Origin of the sequence: Alicyclobacillus macrosporangiidus CPP55 (assembly GCF_000702485.1) — a bacterium.
Classification (GTDB): domain Bacteria; phylum Bacillota; class Bacilli; order Alicyclobacillales; family Alicyclobacillaceae; genus Alicyclobacillus_H; species Alicyclobacillus_H macrosporangiidus_B.
The window spans coordinates 1684784-1705144 of sequence record NZ_JNIL01000001.1 but is presented as its reverse complement, the minus strand read 5'-3'; the positions used below and the strand labels follow the sequence as shown (position 1 = coordinate 1705144).

The following is a 20361-nucleotide window of genomic DNA, read 5'->3' as shown; positions in this document are numbered from 1 at the left end:
TTCAGGACATCCCTAAGCCACATCCTCGCGAACGGTGTATCGATCCGGAACAGATTCAGACGCTCTTTTTCCTGTATTCTTCCACTTGGTAGAGTCGCCGACGACAAGCCACACAGATTACCGGCCACTGTGGAACGATGGTCTGAGCCACCGAGCATGTGAGTAGTTTCAATTAACGAGGAGGTAAACTTTATGAAAGCCATGATTATTGACCGATATGGGAAAGTTCCACTTAAACTAGCTGACATGCCAGTACCTACACTTGGTGAAAATGATGTCCTAGCAGAAATATTTGCAGCAAGCATCAATCCAGTCGATTTTAAAATAAGAGACGGAAAACTACGAATGCTCATAAAATACGATATGCCGCTTATTTTAGGTAATGACTTTTCAGGTGTGGTTAAGCAAGTAGGGTCAAGGGTAAAAAAGTTTAAGGTTGGAGATGAAATTTACGGACGAGCTGTTAAGGACAGAATTGGAACTTTTGCTGAGTATATCGCAATAGACGAAGATGCAATATCTTTAAAACCGAAAAACCTCTCATTTGAAGAAGCTGCATCAATTCCATTAGTAGGACTGACTTCCTATCAGGCGTTACATGACATTTTAAGGTTATCTGTTGGACAAAAAGTGTTAATACATGCTGGTTCAGGTGGCGTTGGTACTTTTGCAATACAGCTTGCTAAATCTATGGGGGCTTACGTTGCAACTACAACTAGTGAAGCTGGGTTTCAACTAGTGAAGAAATTAGGTGCTGACCTTATTATAAATTATAGAAATGAAGAGTTTGACAAAATATTACAAAATTATGATGCAGTGTTCGATATAATCGGTGGAAAGACTTTGGAAAAATCATTTAGAGTAGTAAAATCAGGGGGACAAATTATTTCTATTGCAGGACTACCTAACGCCCGTTTTGGAAAAGAGTATGGTACAGGTTTCTTTAAAACCAGTTTATTTCGGATAGCAACTCTTAAAATAACAAAACTAGAGAAACAATATAATGTTAAATATACCTATTTATTTATGAAACCAAGTGGTGAACAGTTAAGCATCATTACTGATTTAATTGAGTCAGAAAAAATTAAGCCTGTTATTGACCGAGTATTTCCATTTGAGGATGCTCAGAAGGCTATCGAGTATTCTGAATCAGGTAGAGCAAAAGGGAAAATTATTTTAAAAATAAAGTAACTATTAACGTCAACGACACAGCTTACCTTTGTAAGCCAAATCATTGCTTGCTGTGGCAAACGTTCTTCATGTAAGTTCGGCTTCATACTTGGGTCTAGGACCTGCACTTGGTAAATAATTTATTTGAGCGAATTTGAGGATGAGTTCTGCTCTCCTTCTTGTACTAACGGGGGCGTTAGTTCAACAATGACACTTGTTCGATCCTGCATTATTATGCAAGACGCGGTATATCGGATTTGCCTGTTCGCTTAAACACGGAGTACTAATTTGTATTTTCACTTTCCCAACATTTAATACTGCAGGTCTCGTTGACGTAAATCTAAGGAGTGGTACATATGCGGTACGTTGTGGTTTCGGGAGGCGGAACTGGTATTGGTAGAGCTATAGCTGAGCGCCATGCTGCCGCTGGAGACCAAGTTATTTTGATTGGACGCAGGATGCGGGTTTTGGAACAAACAGTAGAATCACTTAGCAATTCAATAGCGAAGGCACCCTGTGCCATTGCAATTCCCGCAGATTTGACCCGCGTAGAAGATGTGGAGCGGTTGAAGATAACATTGGACGATAAGAAGATCACTCACATTGATGTTCTCGTCAATAATGCTGGTGGTGTGGATTTCAGACATGCGGAAACACTTTCGGACATCGCCGATCAGTGGATGCAAGATTATAAGACTAACGTACTGACGGCGGTGTTACTAACTTCTGCTCTTCGTTCTCGTTTAACGCGACCAGGTGGACGCATTATAAACATTAGTTCGATTGCAGCCGTACAAGGTGCAGGTGATTCGTACGCTGCAGCTAAGGCAGGGATTCTGGGGTGGACTTATTCGTTGGCAACTGAACTGGGACCAGAAGGTATCACAGTCAATGCGGTCGTACCCGGATTTGTTGAGAATACAGAATTCTTCGGTGACAGAATGACCCCAGAGAGACATCAGCGGTTGGTAAATCGGACAGTGGTGGGACGAGCGGGTAGACCATCTGATATCGCCGAAACTGTGTTCTTTCTGGCGTCGCGTGAGGCTGAGTACATTACGGGACAGGTGCTACACGTAAACGGTGGAGCTATTTTTGGCCGCGCGTAAGGTGATCTCGGTTTAGTTAAATCACCCAATAAAGTACGGTCAGCCAATGCTCCGTAATTGCACAAATGGGCGGGGGCTTAAGTGCAATAAACTTGCTCTTCAACTAACGGGCCGACGTGGTGCGCCGCGGCGGGCGTTGAATTCAGCAAGTCGACAGGAGTCACATGCCGACAAGAGGGGAGACGCAGATCCACGTAAATGACAATCTCGAGGAGTATCAAGATCCTGTCACCTACGACTCTGAGTATGGCAAGGTAGGATTGGAGTTGCCCTTTTTTGAAGGCTTAGCCCGTGAAACGGGTGGTCCCATTCTGGAGCTTGCCTGTGGTACGGGTCGTGTGACCATCCCGCTTGCTCAAAGCGGATTTGATGTCACAGGGGTGGACATTACCCCTCAGATGCTTGAGAGGGCAAAGCAAAAAGCGGATGAGAAGGCTGTTCGAGTGAACTGGATCCTCGGCGACTGCAGACACCTGCGCCTCGACAAGCAATTTGGGCTCGTCTTCATGACGGGCAACGCATTTCAGGCGTTCTTGGACCGAAAGTCGCAAGAGGACATGCTCCAAAGGGTGCACGAGCACTTGCGCGAAGATGGCTTGTTTGCCTTCGAGACGCGGAATCCAAATTTGATGCACCTGTTTGATGACGAGGCAGATAAAGAGGTGTCACGGTTCACGGACGAACGCGGGTATGAAGTGACAGTGTGGGGAAGCGAGAGGTACGATTCGGTAACTCAAATCCAGCACTGTATCACGTATCGCCGCTGGACGGATTCCTCGTAAGACATCCATGTCGAACTTCGACGCCACGGGAGCATGAAAATGAGGAGATATTGCGATACGATCGCGTCAGCAGCCGCCAGAGCTCGTTTGACGGTGGTGCATAAAGCCCGATCGTAAGACGGAGCCGGCGACCTCGAGAACCACGGTTTGTCGCTCCCCTACGGGATGCACGCACAGTAGAATTCGGATCATCGGTCGCCACGCGGTTGCGATTGTTCGCTCGATGGAGGTGCCCGTGGAATGGAAGTCGTGCATGAACGTTGCTGCGGGCTGGATGTGCACAAGAAGAAGGTTGTTGCGTGTGTACTCACCCCTGAAGGCAAAGAGATTCGCACATTCGGCACGATGACGGAAGATCTCCAAGCGATGTGCCAATGGATTCGCCAACACGGCTGCACACATGTGGCGATGGAGAGTACCGGCGTGTACTGGAAACCGATTTACAACCTATTAGAGGACCAGGGGCTTGAAATTCTTGTAGTGAACGCACAGCACATCAAACAGGTACCCGGGCGTAAGACCGATGTCAAAGATGCGGAGTGGATCGCGCAGCTTCTGCAACATGGACTTCTGAAGGGCAGCTACATTCCCTCGCGTGAGCAACGAGAGTTGCGTGAGTTGATTCGTTACCGGAAGTCGCTCATTCGCGAGCGTGCGAGTGAAGTGAACCGACTCCAAAAAGTCCTAGAAGGCGCGAATATCAAGCTGGCATCGGTCGCTTCGGACGTGCTCGGTGCGAGCGGGCGTGCGATGCTGGAAGAACTCATCGCTGGGAACACCGACGAACAAAGCATGGCTGCTCTCGCGAAAGGCCGATTGCGGAACAAGACGAAGGAGCTTGAGCAGGCGCTCAAAGGCATTGTGCGTCCTCATCAGCGGAAGCTGCTGGCCATTCAGCTTCAACACATTGATGAGTTAGACGAGTTAATCGAGGAAGTGAGCGCCGAGATAGCGCGGCGGATGCGCCCTTTTGAAGAAGACCTGGCGCGTCTCGAGGGGATTCCGGGGGTTGGGCGAAAGGCGGCAGAAATGATTGTGGCGGAAGTCGGGACGGATATGAGTCGGTTTCCGACCGCAGCGCATCTGGCATCCTGGGCAGGACTGTGTCCCGGGAACCACGAGAGTGCGGGAAAACGATACAGTGGAAAAACACGCAAGGGTGACGGATGGTTGCGAGAAACGATGATCGAATGCGCACGCGCTGCCGCCCGAGGCAAAAACACCCGCCTTTCCGCCCGATATCACCGGATTGCTGCGCGCCGGGGAACGAAACGTGCAGCGGTCGCTCTGGCGCACACCCTGCTGGTCATCGTATACCACCTGCTTAAGCACAAGGTTGCCTATCAAGACCTGGGACCTGATTACTACGATCGGCAGAATCGAGAAACGTTGATTCGACGCCACGTGCATCGGCTGAAGCAATTGGGCGTACAAGTTGTCATCACTGGGGAAGCCTCCTGAATCAATATACATAAATAACCATTCGAGAACTGCACAAGAGGGAGTATTCTCTTTTTTGTCCATTTTCTCAGTAGCGTCAAAGCCCCCACACCTTGCGTTTCTCCAACCGTCGTGCGACAGTCATGGACGGCAACAATCAGCCCCGCCAGGAAACCCAGCGGGGCGATTTCTCATGCTATCCTTTTTTCCCACGCCTCCGGATTCGTTCCGGCAGGCGGTCCGACCACGGGAGCAGCTCATCCATCGCTGCACGGTCATCCGTTCGGATGTTGGGCAGCCACTCAAACAGATGTTCCAGGTACAGATACGGGTCCAGCCCGTTCTCCTTGGCTGTCTCCACCAGGCTGTACGCGATGGCGCTCGCCCTCGCACCCTGTGGGGTGTTGGCAAACAGGAAGTTCTTGCGACCAATTACAAACGGCTTGATTGACCGCTCGCTCCGGTTGTTATCCAACTCCAGATGGCCGTCCTCCAGGAACACCACCAGCTTCGGCCACTGGTTCAGGCAATACGAAACCGCCTTGCCCAAAGCACTCTTGGGCACCACCTGTCCGCTCTGCTCCTCAAGCCATGCCAAAAACTCGTCAAGCACCGGCCGGCTCAGCCTCTGCCGTTCGGCACGACGTTCCTCTGGTGTCTCGTCTTTCAAACCGCGCTCAATCTTGAACAGCCTGTTGCAGTACTCAAGCCCAATCCGGGCCGCTGTCGGTTTTTTCCGTTCGGCTGTCGGCAGAGCTGTGAGCGCCTCGTCGAACTTGCGCCTCGCGTGTGCCCAGCACCCCACCAAGGTGACACCCTCGATGTCGTGGTATCCGCTGTACCCATCCACATGCAGGTAACCCTTGAATCCCCCGAGGAACCGCCTTGGATGCTCCCTCGAGCGGGTCTCCTGGTAGTCGAACAGGACGATGGGGGGCCCATCCCGGCCGCTGCGGTACAGCCACATGTACGACTCCGACTCGGCCGCCCGTCCAGGCTCGTGCAGCACCTGTAGCGTCGTCTCGTCCGCGTGCAGGTACTTTCGTGAAAGCATCTCCTCGTGCAGTCGGTCATACACCAGGCTAAGCCATCGTGTCGCGCCTATCACGACCCAGTTCGCTAAGGTCTGCCGCGACAATGCCAGGCCCTTCCGGGCGAACTGCTGCTCCTGCCGGTACAGTGGCAATCCGTCCACGTACTTCTTGTCAATCACATGTGCCAGCATCGAGGCGGACGCCAGACTGCCCGGGATCGGGGGCCTGGGCATCTGCGCCTTGACCATCGGTGTTTCGGTCCCATGCTTGTCACACGGCCGGCACGCGTATTTATACTGCACATGTTCGACCAGCACCGTCTGAGCCGGGATGTGCTTGAGCTCACGACGGACCTCAGCGCCCACCTCGTCCATGACTGCGTTGCAGCACGAGCAGATCCGCTCTTGCTCCGACAAACGGTATTCAATCCGCTCCACAGGCAGATCTGCGAGCATGGCCTCCCGCTGGCCAGGCTGTTTCTTGCGTCGTTGATACGTAACCGTCTCGACAGTGGGTTCCTCTGCCTCCGGTTGCGCCTCCGCCTCGGCCTCGTTAAACACCAGGTCCAATCGAACCTGGTCCTCTTTCGTGCGTTCGCTGGATTTCCCGAAATGCCGATGGCGGGCCAGGCGAAGCTCTTCCAACAGCAGCTTCACCTGCTTTTTCAGCTCCGCGTTTTCCCGCTCCAACGCTTCGTAGCGTTCCTGCAGGGATTCCGGTTGGTTGGTGGTCACCGTCGTCGTGTTCATCATGCAAAAGGACTTCGACGCAGCCGCCGAAATCCCTTGTTAGAAAGGCATCTTTTGCGATTTTCCCCGTCACACCACTCTCTTGGCTGAGACCTGCGGGTGGGCCTTCTGCTGGGTGAGTGACAGCCCGTCCAGCAGCCAGTTCAGTTCCCGTCGGCCAATGACGACAGTCTTGCCGGCACTGGTGTCAGGCCATTGAAACCGTCCACGCTCCAGGCGTCGGTAATACAGCCAGAAGCCGTTGTGCTCCCAGTACAGGATTTTCAGCTTGTCCCGCTTCCGGCTACAAAAGACGAAAATGCACGGAGAAAACGGATCCAGCTCGAAAGACTCCTGAACCAAGGCTGCCAAGCCGTCGATGGATTTGCGCATGTCTGTGCTGCCGCATGCCAGGTACACACGCAGTTCCGGTCCGGTACCGATGTTCAGCATAGGCCGGACAACGTGCGTACCACATCGCGCAGCAGTTCAGTGTCGTAACCGGGTGTGACCTCGATGATGGCCGGGCCCACTCGGACGGACAGCGGCTTGTCCACCTCTCCGGTCGGTTCCTGGACATGAATGGGGACAAAACGAGGCTGCGGCTCGACCTGCTCCGCCTTGAACTTGCCCACCCAATACCACAGCTGGTGCTCCTTGATCTGGTGGGCAGCACACCATGCGGCGCCCGTCTGTCCGCTGGCCCGGAAGTCGGCCACGCGGGCGCGCCAAAGCTCACGAAGCTCTTCCAACTCCGCTTTCGTCACGATGATCCCTCCATGATTGGGTTCTGGGGGAATCATCTCGCAGACCAAGGCTTGGCGCTAGGTGCGGACTATTTGACGCTTACGATTCCTCTGGCGTCACAGTCACCCGTCAAACCCGAATTGACCTTCGCTATGTGTTTCCGCAAGAATTGGAGGCTTTGTTGCACTACAACGGATTCACATTGCTTCGCCGTTACGGGCATTTTGATAAGCGACCGTTTGACCCAGACAGCCCTCTCATGGTGTGCGTCTGTAACAAACGGGCTTGACTTGTACACGGCGGAGTCAAACCATCCCGCTAAAGGGGGCTTATGCGACAGAAGCCTTGTGGGACTGAAGGGCAGGTAAACGCAGTAAGCAGATGAAAGTAGTTCCCGCTACAATCGAAAATGCAACGGAGGTATTTAGTTGAAAGTGTATGACTTTACTCCAGAACCGCAGATGAGTCCCGTAATCGGACTACTTCATGCAGCAGTGAAATACAATTACGATCGTTTGAAGCGTATGGTAGACGGTTTGACACAGGACGAAATCGATTATAGAGGACCATTAGGTGAGTCGAACAGTATCGCACAATTGTTAAGACATTTGATGGTAGTTGACCTGCATTGGGTTTATCGCCTGCAATCAAAAGAATTTCCATTAGAACTCATTAAGTCCTTTGGTCCAATGTACGATCAAGACGGTAAGCTGCCGATGGTGAAGAATATCCCGTTGCACGCACTTCTAGACGACTATGAGAGGATTCAACAAATGTTCAGAGAGGTGTGTTTGACATTAACGGATGATGATTTGCCCAAGACTGTTCCCTATGAAAATGGGAACAGTGCAACTGTTCGCTGGGGTATTTGGCACATCGCCGATCATAGTCGTCACCATCAAGCTCATATCCAAAAGCTATTAATGGAACAAAGAGCTTCGCTATTGCACAAACGGGGGCTTTAGTTCAACAACGACACCCGTCTAATCCTGTATTTTTATGCAGAACGCGGTATATCGTCACGTCGCGTTTTTCTGCATTTTTTAGTTGCGGAAAACACGATTGGCGGACGTACAGCATCAGACACAGCCTCTGTTGGAACCGATGTGCTGTCTGTCAGGTGATCCGAATCCAACCACCTGACCTTTGCGCCACGACAGGGAATTGGCCTTGATTGACTGGGAGCGGTTTTGTGTCGGGTTCTTGCCACCGACCTTGCGATCACGTTGCCCGGTCTCGGCAGAAAAGTGGGTAAGAGGGAGAGTCGAATCGCCAACCTGTATCGAACATTCTGGGAGCAGCATACAGGTAGTGTGCCGGATGAGTTGAAGAACTTGGAGTTGTTGATACGACTGGGGAAGCTGCGCGTTTCGTCAGGGCGTGTGGGAATGGAGGCTGGGCGCCTCCCTCCCACACCATGTCATCCAGGGATACGGAGACAGACTGCGAGGACATCTCTGTTGGGAGTTACTACCCCAGTTTGTGACTTTGGACGACTCGCCGAGTCGCGTCCAAGGACTCGTAAACCTTCTCATCTTGGCTGGCAAGGTAGATGAACAACGCGTCGACAATGACGAGCGCCGCCACGCGTGACGCAGTCGCAGCCACCCGAACCTTCGGTTCCACGGCACTCACGTACAGACGAACGGTCGCAAGACGGCTGAGGGGTGAGTCACTGAACCGCGTAATGGCGATCACGTGGGCGTTGTTTCTTCTTGCGATGTCCGCGACCTCATAGACCTCGGAGGTCGTTCCAGAGTAGGAAACCGCCACGAGCACGTCCTCGGGTTCGAGTTGAGTTGCGATGACTGCCCCCTGGTGAAAATCGCTCGCATGGTAAACGGGAAAACCGATGCGCAGCAGCTTCTGCGCAAAATCTTCAGCCACGATCGCGGAGGCACCAACGCCAAAAGTCAATGTCCTCTTTGCGTTCCGGAGCACCGACACCGCTTCTTGGACGTCTGCCTTCTTTAACAACCGGAGCGTATTATGAATCGACTGCTGGTTGCTTTCCTCCACGGACCGTAGAATGTCACCGAACGAGCTTCCAAACTGAAGTTCCGTATATTGCCCGTTGATGTCTGTTTGAAGGTCACTCGCCACCCGAAGTTTGAAGTCTTGGTAGCTATCGAATCCGAGCGACCGCCATAACCGGACCACGGCGGCAGGACTGCCGCCACTGCGTTCCGCCAGCTCCTTGACCGTCAGATTCACGAACTCCGCGGGATGTTGAAGGATATAATTCCCTATTTTTGCTTCTGAGTCTGACAGCTCAGCAATGAATTCGCGCAGGCGGACCAGCCCGCCGCCAGGCATGTACGTCATGTATCGCACCCTTCCAAGCACGAGTGGTTCGATAATTTTTTTCGTGTTTTAAACATAGTATATGAAACAAAGGATTTCGCCAACGGTCTGTTTCAAGCTAAGTGAGACGTATATGTTCTCATCGTGCTGTGGGTAGAGGCAACCGTGTAAAAAACTTTTTCACTCTAACGCGAATATAGATTGAAAATGCATATCGACCATAATACAATCGTCTTAACTGAGAGAGGGTTTCAGCGAGTCGAATTTTAGACGTACGGAGCAACCGTTTTCAGGCTCAAGTTGTTGTGGACGGGAGTGGTGGTGGGTGAACAGGCGTAACCGGCTGGTCGTGATTGGGTTCCTGGGCCCAGCGGTTGTCCTATATGTCACATTCATTGTCTACCCCTTTTTATCCAGTCTTCGATACAGCCTGTACAACTGGAACGGGGTGGGCCCCCTGACAAATTTCATTGGCCTGAAGAACTTCTCGTACATCCTGTTTTCTCGCGACTTCTCACCCCAGTTTTGGAACGCGGTTGTGCACAATCTCTATTTCTTCGTACTTTCCATGATTCTTACGACCATCGCAGGTCTGGGTCTCGCTTATGTGCTGATGTCCATTCATGAGCGCCCATCACGTTGGTTTCAAGTCATCTATTTTATTCCAATGGTGGTGCCGCCCATCGTGATCGCCTATTTGTGGAGCATGTACCTGGAACCGAACTTTGGAGCGATTCCAACCATCATCCGGGCCTTACACTTGAACTTCTTGGATATCCCGTACTTGGGCAGTCACGCGTTGGCTTTGCCGACCATCGCGGTGATCAGTGCGTGGGCGGGCATGGGGTTCCCGATTTTAATCTTCTTGGCAGCTTTCATCAGCGTACCGGAAGAGTTATTTGATGCCGCTAAGGTCGATGGCGCCGGGCGGTGGCGCACCTTCTTCTCTGTGGTGTTTCCCATCATTCGGCCAACATTTCTCTCAGTGATGACATTGAATTTCGTTGGCGCATTCGGGACGTTCGACTACATCTACATCATGGAAGGCACACAAGCGGGACCGGATTACGCGACGGATGTACTCGGCACACTGTTCTACCGGACCGCCTTCGGGGGATTTGGGACCACCGCGCAAGGAGTGGGTTTGGCCACAGCGCTGGCCGTGCTTGGCTTCATCATCGTGATGATGGCTTCAGCGATCCTCGTGTTTCTGCAGAAGCGTGCAGCGGTCAACTTGTAAAAAGAAGGGATATGGATGCAGGCAAAGCGGCCTTGGATTCAGTACGTCATCCTGGTGATCTACGCGTTGATTGTCATTCTTCCATTGCTCAACTTGGTCTTTCTCTCTTTCAAAGATTTGGCGGGGATCGCCCAGCATCCGTTCGGTCCGCCCGTGGCGTGGCACTGGTCGAATTACGCCGAGGCCTGGACGCAGGGCAACCTGCTCACGTACTTGGTCAATACGGCCATCGTGGCCGTGCTGTCCGTGTTCATCATCATCATGTTTTCGTCGGCAGCGGCGTATGTCATCGCGAGATTTGAGTTTCGCGGCAACCAGTTGATTTACCTCACGTTCTTGGCAGGGCTTGCGCTGCCCATTCAGATGATTGCCATCCCGCTATTCATTTTGATGAGGCATCTCAATCTGTTGGACCACCTGCTCTCCGTCATTCTGATCTATTCCGCGAGCGGGCTGTCCTTCAGTGTGTTTCTGCTGGTCAATTTCATTCGCAGCGTACCGAGAGATTTGGAGGAGGCCGCCTTTCTGGATGGTGCCAATCACTGGCAGGTATACACCCGCGTGATTCTGCCCTTGATTCGCCCATCTCTTACCACTGTTGGGCTGTTGAACTTCATTCACTCGTGGAACGGCTTCTTCTTCCCTCTCATCCTTCTGTCCAATCCTGAACACATGACCGTGGCCGTCGGGGTCCTGTCTTTCATCGGGGAGTACGCGACACAGTGGAACCTCCTGCTCCCCGCACTGGTGATTGTCATGTTACCCACCATCATCGTCTTTGTCATCGCCTCCCGTCAGTTCATTCGAAACATGACTGCCGGTGCGATAAAAATCTGAGGCCGCCGACCGTTGTGGGTGATGGAACACCGGAATGGTGTGCGGGTGCTGCTTTGAGACCGTGGGGCAACCGCTCTCCCTGTTCGACGGCGGTGCGGGAGGTGAGGGACTTGTAACCGGATGGTCATCCGTTAGATCCCACATGAAATCGTCAGAAGACAGGAGGGGAGTCGAATGTTGAAACTAAAGAAGCTTATGGCTTCGATCGCGAGCGTCTGTATGAGTGGCTTTATGCTCGCTGGATGTGGTGGGAATCCAAACTCCACAGACAACAGTTCGAATTCCAATTCGGGCTCGCAGACGACGGTCACCATCTGGTCGTGGCGTTCTCAAGATGCCCCGCTTTGGCAGCAAGTCCAAGATGCTCTCAATAAGAACGGGGCCAACGTGAAGATCGATTTCCGCGCGATACAGCCGACAAGTTATAACTCGGTTCTGCAAACGGCCATGGACGGCGGCAAGGGGCCTGACCTCATGTATATGCGGGCTGGCCTGGGTGTTCAACAGTATGCAGCTGCCAACATGTTGATGCCATTGGATGGTCTCGTGGACTTTTCACAGGTCAACAAGGGTGCCCTGTCGGAAGCGCAGTATCAGGGAAAGACGTATGGCGTCCCGTTCGCAATTCAGACGATGGAGGTGTTCTATAACAAGGACATCTTCGCCAAGTACAACCTGTCTGAACCCAAGACGTGGGACGATTTCATCAAGATCTGTCAGACGCTCAAGTCGAACGGTGTGACTCCAATCGCTGCGATGGGCATTCAGCCATGGACGTTGGCGCTTGCGTCTGATGAAGTGACGGCCACCCTGCTTGGCAACGACTTTGCACAAAAACTCGTTCAGAAACAGGTGACGCTTGACTCGCCAGAGTACATCGACGCCTTGGCCCACTACCAGCAGCTGGCCGATTACTTCGAGCCGAACTTTAAAGCCGTCGGTTCTTCCGGTGATGAAGCGGATCAGATGTTTGCGCTCGGCAAGTCAGCGATGGTCCTCGACGGGATTTTTAACGTGCCGAAAATGTTGAAGTTCAATCCGAACCTTCATCTTGGGGCCTTCCTCATCCCGCCGGTGGATCCGTCGAAACAGCATGCCCAGATTGAATGGTACGACGACGGCGCGATTTCGGTGAACAGCAAAATATCGGACCCGAAGGTGCAAAAAGCGGCGGAGGAGATCATCAAGTACACGGCCACCAAGGAATTTGGGCAGGCGTTCTCCAACATCGCAGGGGAGATCTCGCCCATCGCCGGCGTCGAGATCCCGTCCAAGTTCCCGCTGTCCGTTCAGGCTTACCAGTGGTACCAGACGGTCCCGATCAATCCGCCCATCGGGATCCGCAGCCCGCTGGACATTCCGCCTCCGACGCCGATCAACCAGACCACCAACGCAGCGAACACGACGATGGGCATCTACAGTGCGAAGCAACAAGTTATCGTGCAGATGCTCGCGAAGGAGCTCACACCTGAGCAGACGGCCAAGAAGCTGCAGGATATGGTGTCCTGGTATTTCAAAAAATGACCGCTGGGAAAACGGGGAGTGGAGATGGGCTCCACTCCCCAACTTCCAGGACATAGAACGTGTTTGGAGATGAATCCGATGGTACAGGTCCGTCGCGTGGAGTTGTATAGCCTCCAAGGGGCCAAGCCGCTCAACGAGGATGCTTTTGCCGTGAACCCGGTAGCCCGTATCTATGGGGTGTTTGATGGCGCGACTTCCGTCACGGACTGGCATGACGTACAGGGCAGGACCGGTGGATATTTGGCTGCCCATCTCTTTCGCAAACATTTCGAGGAACTGACTCAACCGGCAAACCTAAGATGTGAAATCCTGACCGCGAATGGGGAATTACGCCGAGCGATGCTCGCCGCTCAGGTGGATGTCGCGGACAAGACGAAACTGTGGTGCACGTGTGCAGCGGTTGTGGGCGTCCAATCGGGGCAGGTGGAGTTCGCGCAGTTGGGGGACTGTATGATCCTCGGCTTGAGAGACGACGGATCGTACGAAGTCTACACGACGGACACGGTGGAAGGGATATCGGAGCGGGCGCATCGTCATAGGCTGGAGCGCTTGAAGGCAGGAGAGGAGATCGACCTTGAGGACTATACCGATCCTGCGCGGGCCGCCCTGTACAACCGCACCCTGGCCAACACGCCGTGGGGCTACACGGTCGCCAATGGCACCGATGAGGTGAAGGATGGTGTGCAGGTCGGCGTGATCGATCCGGTTGGACTTGAACAACTCATCATCGTCTCAGATGGCCTGTTGTACCCGGACCATGGCGGCCCGAGAGCGGATTGGGATCGGACTGCACGACTCATCCGAAGGCACGGAATGGCGTCCTACATTGCACACGTGGTGTCTCTGGAACACGACCTCGGCATCCGGCCGGACGACAAGACTGCGCTCGTACTGCATTTTATCTCACGTGACACACAGGGTCATGATGTGAGGTGCGCCATCGCATGGTGAGGCTTGGCATTGAACGCCTAGTGACCGATGAGAGGCATGTATTATCCGGGAAACGCGTTGGACTGGTCACGCACTACGCCATGGTCGACCGAAACTTCCGGTGCACCGTGGACATTCTCGTCAACGATCACGCATGGACGGTCGTGAAGTTATTCGGCCCTGAGCATGGTCTGCTCAACTGCGGCAAAGAGGGCGAGGAGATCTTCACACAGATCGACGAGCACACGGGATTGGTCGCGTTCAGCCTGTACGGGCACCAGTACAAGCCGACAGCCGAAATGTTGGAGGGCGTCGATGTGCTGGTCATCGATCTCCCGGACATCGGATCGCGCTACTACACAAACATCAGCACGATGGCGTACTGCTTGGAGGCTTGTGCAGGAGTTGGAATACCGTGTGTGGTGCTGGATCGCCCGAATCCGATCGGCGGCGCGGTTCGGGAAGGGAACTTGCAGGAGCCCGGCTATCTGTCGTTCGTTGGTTTTTTTCCGTTGCCGAACCGGCACGGCCTCACCATGGGAGAACTCGCCGTTCTGTACAATTCGACCTTAACCCCATCGTGTGATTTGACAGTCATCCGGATGGAAGGATGGCAACGACGCTACATGCTCCCGGACACGGGATTTCCCTTTATTCCCGTTTCCATGAACACGACAAATCTGGACATGGCCCTGCTTTATCCGGGGACGTGTTTGTTTGAAGGGACCAACATCAGCGAAGGACGCGGAACGGCTCATCCGTTCGAATTCATCGGGGCCCCGTTCATCGACGGACATCAGGTCGCAGCGCGTTTCAACGCGCTCAAGCTCCCGGGTGTGGTGGCCCGCCCGGTCTACTTTGTACCCACCTATCAGAAATACAACGGTGAGCTGTGTCAGGGTGTGCAACTCCACGTGGTGGACAGGGAATCTTTGCAGCCCGTGCGCACGGGGGTCTTGCTCATGCAATTGATCGCGGAGATGTACCCGGAATCGTTTGCGTTCCGGGAACGACGCAAGGACGGCAGGCTCGCGTTCGACCTGTTGGCGGGTACGGATCGACTCCGACGATGGATCGCGACCGGGGAGGCAAATCGTTATTTGGAAGAGGCCGCTTCTGAAGTGGAGGCATTCAATGAACAAGTGAGGGATGTATCCCTTTATTCGTGATGTCTGGATGCAGCGGCGATACCTCCGATGCAAGTGAAAGGACGTGCTGAAGGCATTGGATTCGATTTGGACCCAGCTGACCACAGAACAGCCAAACGCCGAGTACGATCATTTGGATACATGGTCTGTGAGAGAGATTCTTGTCGCCATGAACGCCGCGGACAAATCGGTACCGGATATGGTGGCAACGGCGATCCCTCAGATTGCCAGGGCGGTGGAGGTGGTCGTCCAGCGACTGAGGGATGGAGGGCGCCTCTTTTACGCCGGCGCGGGTACGAGCGGCCGGTTGGGCGTATTGGACGCGGCCGAATGCCCGCCTACCTTCAACACCCCGCCCGACCTGGTGCAGGCGGTGATCGCGGGCGGATCGAAAGCAATGTTCGAAGCGGTTGAGGAAGCCGAAGACCACTGGGATTTTGCAGAGGACGATCTCCGGCAACGAGGGTTCTGCCCGAAGGATGTGCTGATTGGGATCACGGCCAGCGGACGAACGCCATACGTGCTGGGGGCCATCTCCTATGCGCGCGGGCTCGGAGCGTTCACGATATCGCTCAGTTGCAACACGCCGTCGATTGTGAGTCAGTATGCGGACTTGCCCATCGAGGTGCCGACGGGCAACGAAATCGTGATGGGTTCAACGAGGCTTAAAGCCGGTACGGCTCAGAAACTTGTCCTCAATATGATCAGTACTGCCACCATGGTACGTCTTGGAAAGGTCTATCGAAACCTCATGGTCGATCTCCGAGCCACGAACGAAAAGCTGGTGGAACGTTCCAAACGCATCATTATGCTGGCCGCCGGTGTATCGTACGAGGTAGCGGAGGAGCTGCTGGCGAAATCGGACGGGCAAGTCAAGGTCGCCATTCTGATGGCCGCCGCGCAGGTGGACAGGGCCTCCGCGGAGGCGTTGTTGGAGAGATCGGGGGGCTTCCTTCGCAACGCCTTGGAGGGTCTTGCGCAGATGGATGGTGCGCATACGGGCCCAGCGAACCATGCAAATCACCCGGAGGGCAACGGGAATGAAGTTTGACACCGACAAATTGGATTTCATCGGTCAAACCGTGCGGAGCGAGGTGGAGAGCGGCAGGCTCCCTGGCGCCGCGTTCGCGGCCGGGGTTGGGGAAGAAGTGATTCTCCAGGACGCCATCGGATACGCGGAGAACCACCATGGCGTCGTTCGGCTCGTGGAAGTCGACACGCTGTTTGACTTGGCATCGTTGACGAAGGTTGTGGCGACGTTGCCGAGCATTCTCAGCCTCGTGGATGACGGGGTGATTCATCTCTCGCAACCGCTGGTTGAGTTTTTTCCGGACTTCGCCACCGGGGACCCGAGAAAGGAGCACGTCACCGTCTTCCATCTCCTCACCCACGCCTCGGGACTCCCTGCCCATCGACCATACTACCGTACATGCCAAGCCCCGTCTGATGTGGTTTCTGCCGTGTTGAACGAACCCCTTGAAGCGGAACCGGGAAGCCGGGTGACCTACAGCGACCTCGGGTTCATGTTGCTTGGAGAATTGGTCCGAGTGGTCACGGGCCAGCGGATCGACGAGTATGTGAGGAGACGGATATTTTCCCCTATCGGAATGTGTCAAACGACGTATCTTCCGGACGCTTCATGGCATGACCGAATCGCTGCCACGGAAGTTCAAGATGGCCGTGGTCCAAAAGTGGGCATTGTCCACGACGAGAATGCCGAGGCGATGGGTGGTATCTCGGGCCACGCCGGACTGTTCAGCAGACTGTCGGATGTCGTGCGATACATACAAGCGTGGTTGGATCCGAGCTGCGATGTCCTGTCCCAATCCGTTCGTTTATCGGCCGTCCGCTGTCAGACCCGGGGATTGAACGGGGCGCGCGGGCTTGGATGGGTTTGTCGTGGAGACACTTTCGATCACATGGGCGATTTATGGCCAACCACCGCAGTCGGGCACACCGGGTTCACGGGGACAAGCGTCGCCTTCGATCCGATTTCGCGTTTGTGGTTCATCCTGCTGACGAATGACGTTCATTATGGCAGAGATCGCAGGATTACCAAACGCCTGCGTCCTAGGCTTCATAACCTGGTTGTCGCGGCGATTCGAGACGTACCGTGGCGGTGAGGGGGAGGACATCGTGAGGCTTTATGCGGGCGTCGATGGTGGCGGGACGAAGACGCAGCTGATGATCGTGGACGCCGATTCCGATCAGGGTGTAACGCTCATCGGGCCCCCTGCAAATCCCAACACGGTTGGTTGGCCGCGGGCGGTCGAGACGGTATTGGAACTCATCCAAGCGGGACTGCGCGAAATGCACGCTTCTCCGAAGGACCTCGCCGCGCTCTGTGCAGGAATTGCGGGCGTCGACCGTCTGCAGGACAGGGAACAATGGAGCTTGGAGCTTGGCAACGGCTTTCCCTCTGCAGCGGTTGAGGTTGTGAACGACGCTCTTCCGGTCCTCTCCGCGGGTACTGAAGGCCGCTCAGGTGTCGCATTGATTGCGGGAACCGGCTCGATTGCCGTCGGAGAAGACGAGAACGGCAGAATCGCCCGCGCTGGGGGATTTGGCTACTTGCTCGGCGACGAGGGGAGCGGATTCACCATCGGGCGGCGCGGGCTGACGGCAGCCATCCAAGCGTCTGAGGGGCGGGGTCCGTATACCCAATTGTGGGAGGCGGCCCGAGAGGCGTTTGGCGTTTCGCATCCAAGCGACTTGATTCCACACGTCTACCGTTCGCCTCACCCGGTGAGCTTGGTCGCCAGCTTTTCCAAGTGGGTGCTTCAGTGTGCGCCCGACGATGACGTCGCACAGGCGATTGTCCACGAGGCGATTCGAGACCTTTCCGCGATGGTGGATGCTGTGTTCTCCCAACTTCCGGATAACATCGCTCCAAACGTGGTGGTGTCAGGAGGGTTGCTCGTCAACAGCCCGTTGATGGAGGACGGGTTGAGGCGTGCACAAACCAACAAAAACATCGTCGTGCTTCAGCGAAGCGCGGCGGCCGGTGCAGTCCTCAGAGCGATAAAACTCGATCTCTGCAGGCAGGCCGACATCATTCATTTCGCCTCTGTCGTCGAGTGGTGGAGATCCGCGGTTGACCGTTGCAAAGGTCTTTGATCCGCCGAACACGGTCAGGATGCCTATGGGATATCTAACCCATGAGTGCCCCTGGATATCTTCGCGTAAATCGTCGATCTCGAGGAGGCAGGTCGAGCCAACGGGTGTGAACACGGCGCTGTCGATCACGGGACCTCGCCGGCCGGCGGTGACGAAGGGCCCCGCAGGGGTGGTGCTCGGTCGTGGAGGATGGCTCAATCGATGAGGGGAAACCGGACGCTGTCGATCCCGTATTGTTTCATCTTCCGGTAGATGGTCGATCGCGAACGGCGGAGCCGCCGCGCCACCTCACTGACGTTGCCGTCCAATTTTTCGAGCCAGTATGCAAGCAGTTTCCTCTCTTCCTCCGCCCACGGGTCCGGATGCTCCACCTGGGCACCGCGATGATGCAGCAATTTGGCCTTTTCGCCCATGACTTGCAGATACGCGGGCAGGTCCTTCCGCGTGATGGTGTCGGTTTGAGAGAAGATGACGGCGTGTTCCACGACGTTTTGCAGTTCTCGGACATTGCCTGGCCAGTCGTACTGGGTGAACAAGCGGAGTGTCTCTGCCGCAAAGGAAGTCACAGGGCGCCCGTATTGCCTTGCAAACCTATCCAAGAAGTGGTTTGCAATCGTGGCAATATCGCCTGTCCGTTCTCGTAACGGCGGCAAAGATAATTCCACGACATTGATCCGATAGAAGAGGTCTTGGCGGAACGCACCCCGAGCAATCCCTTGGGCGAGATGTTGGTGCGTTGCGGCAATGATCCGCACGTCCACGGGTACCGCGTGGGATGACCCCAACCGGGTAATCTTCTTTTCCTGCAGCACGCGGAGCAGGTACACCTGCAGATCCAGCGGCATGTCTCCGATCTCATCCAGAAACAGGGTACCGCCGTGTGCTTCCTCAAACTTTCCCTTTTTCCCTTTCGGATGCGCGCCTGTGAAGGCGCCCGGCTCATATCCGAACAATTCACTGGCCATCAGTTCGCGGGGCAGTGCGGCGATGTTGACGGCGACGAACGGGTGGTTACGCCGGGGGCTGGCTTCATGCACGGCGCGGGCAAACAACTCCTTCCCGGTGCCGCTCTCCCCGGTGATGAGAATGGGCACATTGGTGGCCGCCACCACTTTCGCCCGCTGAATGGCGGTGTGAATGGCGGGCGACCTCCCGATGATCTTCTCCCATGGACTGGCTTCGGTCACCTCGAGCGATCCGTGGGACACACCGAGCCGCGGACGGGACTTCGGATGAAGCAAGACGAGAAAACCAATGCGCTCGTTCCTTCGGACGATCGCGGTGGCCGTCGCCTTGTACCCGGTATGCAGCAATTCGAAGGTGCATTCGGATCCGGCACAAGTCAGCAGTGCGTCGCGAATGACGGCGTACACGGATTGATCTGGGAGAAACGGTTGTATCGTACGAATCCAGGCCTGGGCTTCCGGATTCTCGGCGATGACTTGAAAGACACCGTCGAACAGCACCATCGGTTCATGAGGCCAGCGCTTTCGAGCCTTCACGTACTCCTCATGCAAGCATCGTCTGACGTCATTGGATACCCGGAGGTGCTCAGCCTGGATCTGGGCCGCGATCATCTTCGCCATACTGAGCGTGTGAGGTTGGGCGTACTCGTGAGGGGCGGTCAAGTCGACAATGCCGAGCAGTTTCCCGGAGTGTTCATCGTAAACCGGCGAAGCTGAGCACACCCAGTCATGCGCGCCCTGAGCAAAGTGTTCATAGGAGAAAATTTGAATCGGCTTCTTCAAATACACGGACGTTCCGATGGCGTTGGTACCGGCGGATTCTTCACTCCAGTCGGCTCCCAGTGTAAACCGCATCGCCTCTGCTTTTTCGAGGATGTGATGGTCTCCGCGAAGGTAGATGATGCGGCCGTGGGCCTCTGTCAAGGTCAGGATGTGTCTCGTCTCTTCGATCTGGCTGTAGACCTGTTCCAGGATCGGGATGGCGGTTAAGAAAAACTCGGACTCCTTCCGCCATTCGATGACCTCATCCACGCCTTGTGCGTAGCGCGCCTGCTGCTGTCCAGGCTGAATCCCGAACGATTGGCTCCGTTTCCACGATTCCAGCACGGGCGCTCTCACGCCGGTCACGATCTTTTGATCGCTTACATAAGCCTCCCACGCGTTCTTGAGCACCCGTTTCTTTTCAGAGACTTCCTGGGGGGATAAAATCGCCAGCTCTTCTCCCATATTCCCACATCTCCCGTCGTGGACTCAGGATGCGAGCAGCTTTGGATGCCATTATACGT

General features: G+C 54.7%; 17 protein-coding genes and 1 pseudogene. 13 read left to right on the top strand and 5 right to left on the bottom strand.

Annotation, left to right across the window (positions count from 1 at the left end):
- The first annotated feature begins 192 nt into the window (after positions 1-192).
- From N687_RS23005 to N687_RS0108515, 4 genes are all read left to right on the top strand, one after another.
- A complete protein-coding gene (locus tag N687_RS23005; protein ID WP_081841254.1) occupies positions 193-1191 on the top strand; it encodes an NADP-dependent oxidoreductase in 999 nt (332 codons plus the stop codon).
- A gap of 335 nt (positions 1192-1526) precedes the next feature.
- Positions 1527-2279: an SDR family NAD(P)-dependent oxidoreductase gene (locus tag N687_RS23000; protein ID WP_081841253.1), complete on the top strand. Its 753-nt coding sequence runs from the start codon at positions 1527-1529 to the stop codon at positions 2277-2279.
- 164 nt (positions 2280-2443) lie between these two features.
- On the top strand, positions 2444-3061 hold the full coding sequence (locus N687_RS0108520; RefSeq protein ID WP_051663079.1) for a class I SAM-dependent methyltransferase: 618 nt from the start codon (positions 2444-2446) through the stop codon (positions 3059-3061).
- A 240-nt stretch (positions 3062-3301) separates the two neighbouring features.
- Positions 3302-4522 (top strand): IS110 family transposase, encoded by a 1221-nt coding sequence (locus N687_RS0108515; RefSeq protein WP_029419937.1) that lies wholly within the window; start codon positions 3302-3304, stop codon positions 4520-4522.
- A 175-nt stretch (positions 4523-4697) separates the two neighbouring features.
- Here N687_RS0108515 and tnpC read toward each other — a convergent pair whose 3' ends face one another.
- From tnpC to tnpA, 3 genes are all read right to left on the bottom strand, one after another.
- Complete coding sequence (tnpC, locus tag N687_RS0108510; RefSeq protein ID WP_029419934.1) at positions 4698-6284, bottom strand: IS66 family transposase; 1587 nt, start codon at positions 6282-6284, stop codon at positions 4698-4700.
- A gap of 69 nt (positions 6285-6353) precedes the next feature.
- Positions 6354-6716 (bottom strand): IS66 family insertion sequence element accessory protein TnpB, encoded by a 363-nt coding sequence (tnpB, locus tag N687_RS0108505; protein WP_029419935.1) that lies wholly within the window; start codon positions 6714-6716, stop codon positions 6354-6356.
- Positions 6710-7030: an IS66 family insertion sequence element accessory protein TnpA gene (tnpA, locus tag N687_RS0108500; protein WP_029419936.1), complete on the bottom strand. Its 321-nt coding sequence runs from the start codon at positions 7028-7030 to the stop codon at positions 6710-6712. Before tnpA ends, tnpB begins: the two co-directional genes overlap by 7 nt.
- A 414-nt stretch (positions 7031-7444) precedes the next feature.
- On the opposite strand from tnpA, the gene N687_RS0108495 reads away from it, so the two are divergent.
- The gene (locus N687_RS0108495; protein WP_231493592.1) at positions 7445-7975 is read left to right on the top strand and encodes a DinB family protein; all 531 of its coding nucleotides are present in this window, start codon (positions 7445-7447) and stop codon (positions 7973-7975) included.
- A 505-nt stretch (positions 7976-8480) separates the two neighbouring features.
- Here the strand turns inward: N687_RS0108495 and N687_RS0108490 are convergent.
- Entirely contained in the window at positions 8481-9335 is an 855-nt protein-coding gene (locus N687_RS0108490) for a MurR/RpiR family transcriptional regulator (RefSeq protein ID WP_029421452.1), read from the bottom strand.
- A gap of 304 nt (positions 9336-9639) precedes the next feature.
- On the opposite strand from N687_RS0108490, the gene N687_RS0108485 reads away from it, so the two are divergent.
- From N687_RS0108485 to N687_RS0108450, 8 genes and pseudogenes are all read left to right on the top strand, one after another.
- A complete protein-coding gene (locus tag N687_RS0108485; protein ID WP_029421451.1) occupies positions 9640-10554 on the top strand; it encodes a carbohydrate ABC transporter permease in 915 nt (304 codons plus the stop codon).
- Positions 10555-10569: 15 nt separating this feature from the next.
- Entirely contained in the window at positions 10570-11391 is an 822-nt protein-coding gene (locus tag N687_RS0108480) for a carbohydrate ABC transporter permease (protein ID WP_029421450.1), read from the top strand.
- A 174-nt stretch (positions 11392-11565) separates the two neighbouring features.
- The gene (locus N687_RS0108475) at positions 11566-12915 is read left to right on the top strand and encodes an ABC transporter substrate-binding protein (protein WP_197029243.1); all 1350 of its coding nucleotides are present in this window, start codon (positions 11566-11568) and stop codon (positions 12913-12915) included.
- Between the two features lie 78 nt (positions 12916-12993).
- The gene (locus tag N687_RS0108470) at positions 12994-13866 is read left to right on the top strand and encodes a protein phosphatase 2C domain-containing protein (RefSeq protein ID WP_051663077.1); all 873 of its coding nucleotides are present in this window, start codon (positions 12994-12996) and stop codon (positions 13864-13866) included.
- Positions 13860-15014 carry an exo-beta-N-acetylmuramidase NamZ domain-containing protein gene (locus N687_RS0108465; RefSeq protein ID WP_029421447.1) on the top strand — a complete coding sequence of 385 codons (1155 nt, stop codon included), beginning with the start codon at positions 13860-13862 and terminating at the stop codon, positions 15012-15014. Before N687_RS0108470 ends, N687_RS0108465 begins: the two co-directional genes overlap by 7 nt.
- 64 nt (positions 15015-15078) lie before the next feature.
- Positions 15079-15960: pseudogene (gene murQ, locus N687_RS0108460) on the top strand (N-acetylmuramic acid 6-phosphate etherase); the annotation flags it as partial.
- A 73-nt stretch (positions 15961-16033) separates the two neighbouring features.
- On the top strand, positions 16034-17116 hold the full coding sequence (locus tag N687_RS0108455) for a serine hydrolase domain-containing protein (RefSeq protein WP_035462113.1): 1083 nt from the start codon (positions 16034-16036) through the stop codon (positions 17114-17116).
- Between the two features lie 13 nt (positions 17117-17129).
- Positions 17130-18110: an N-acetylglucosamine kinase gene (locus N687_RS0108450; protein WP_029421444.1), complete on the top strand. Its 981-nt coding sequence runs from the start codon at positions 17130-17132 to the stop codon at positions 18108-18110.
- Positions 18111-18304: 194 nt separating this feature from the next.
- Here N687_RS0108450 and N687_RS0108445 read toward each other — a convergent pair whose 3' ends face one another.
- Positions 18305-20302 (bottom strand): sigma-54-dependent Fis family transcriptional regulator, encoded by a 1998-nt coding sequence (locus tag N687_RS0108445; protein WP_029421443.1) that lies wholly within the window; start codon positions 20300-20302, stop codon positions 18305-18307.
- Positions 20303-20361: the final 59 nt, after the last annotated feature.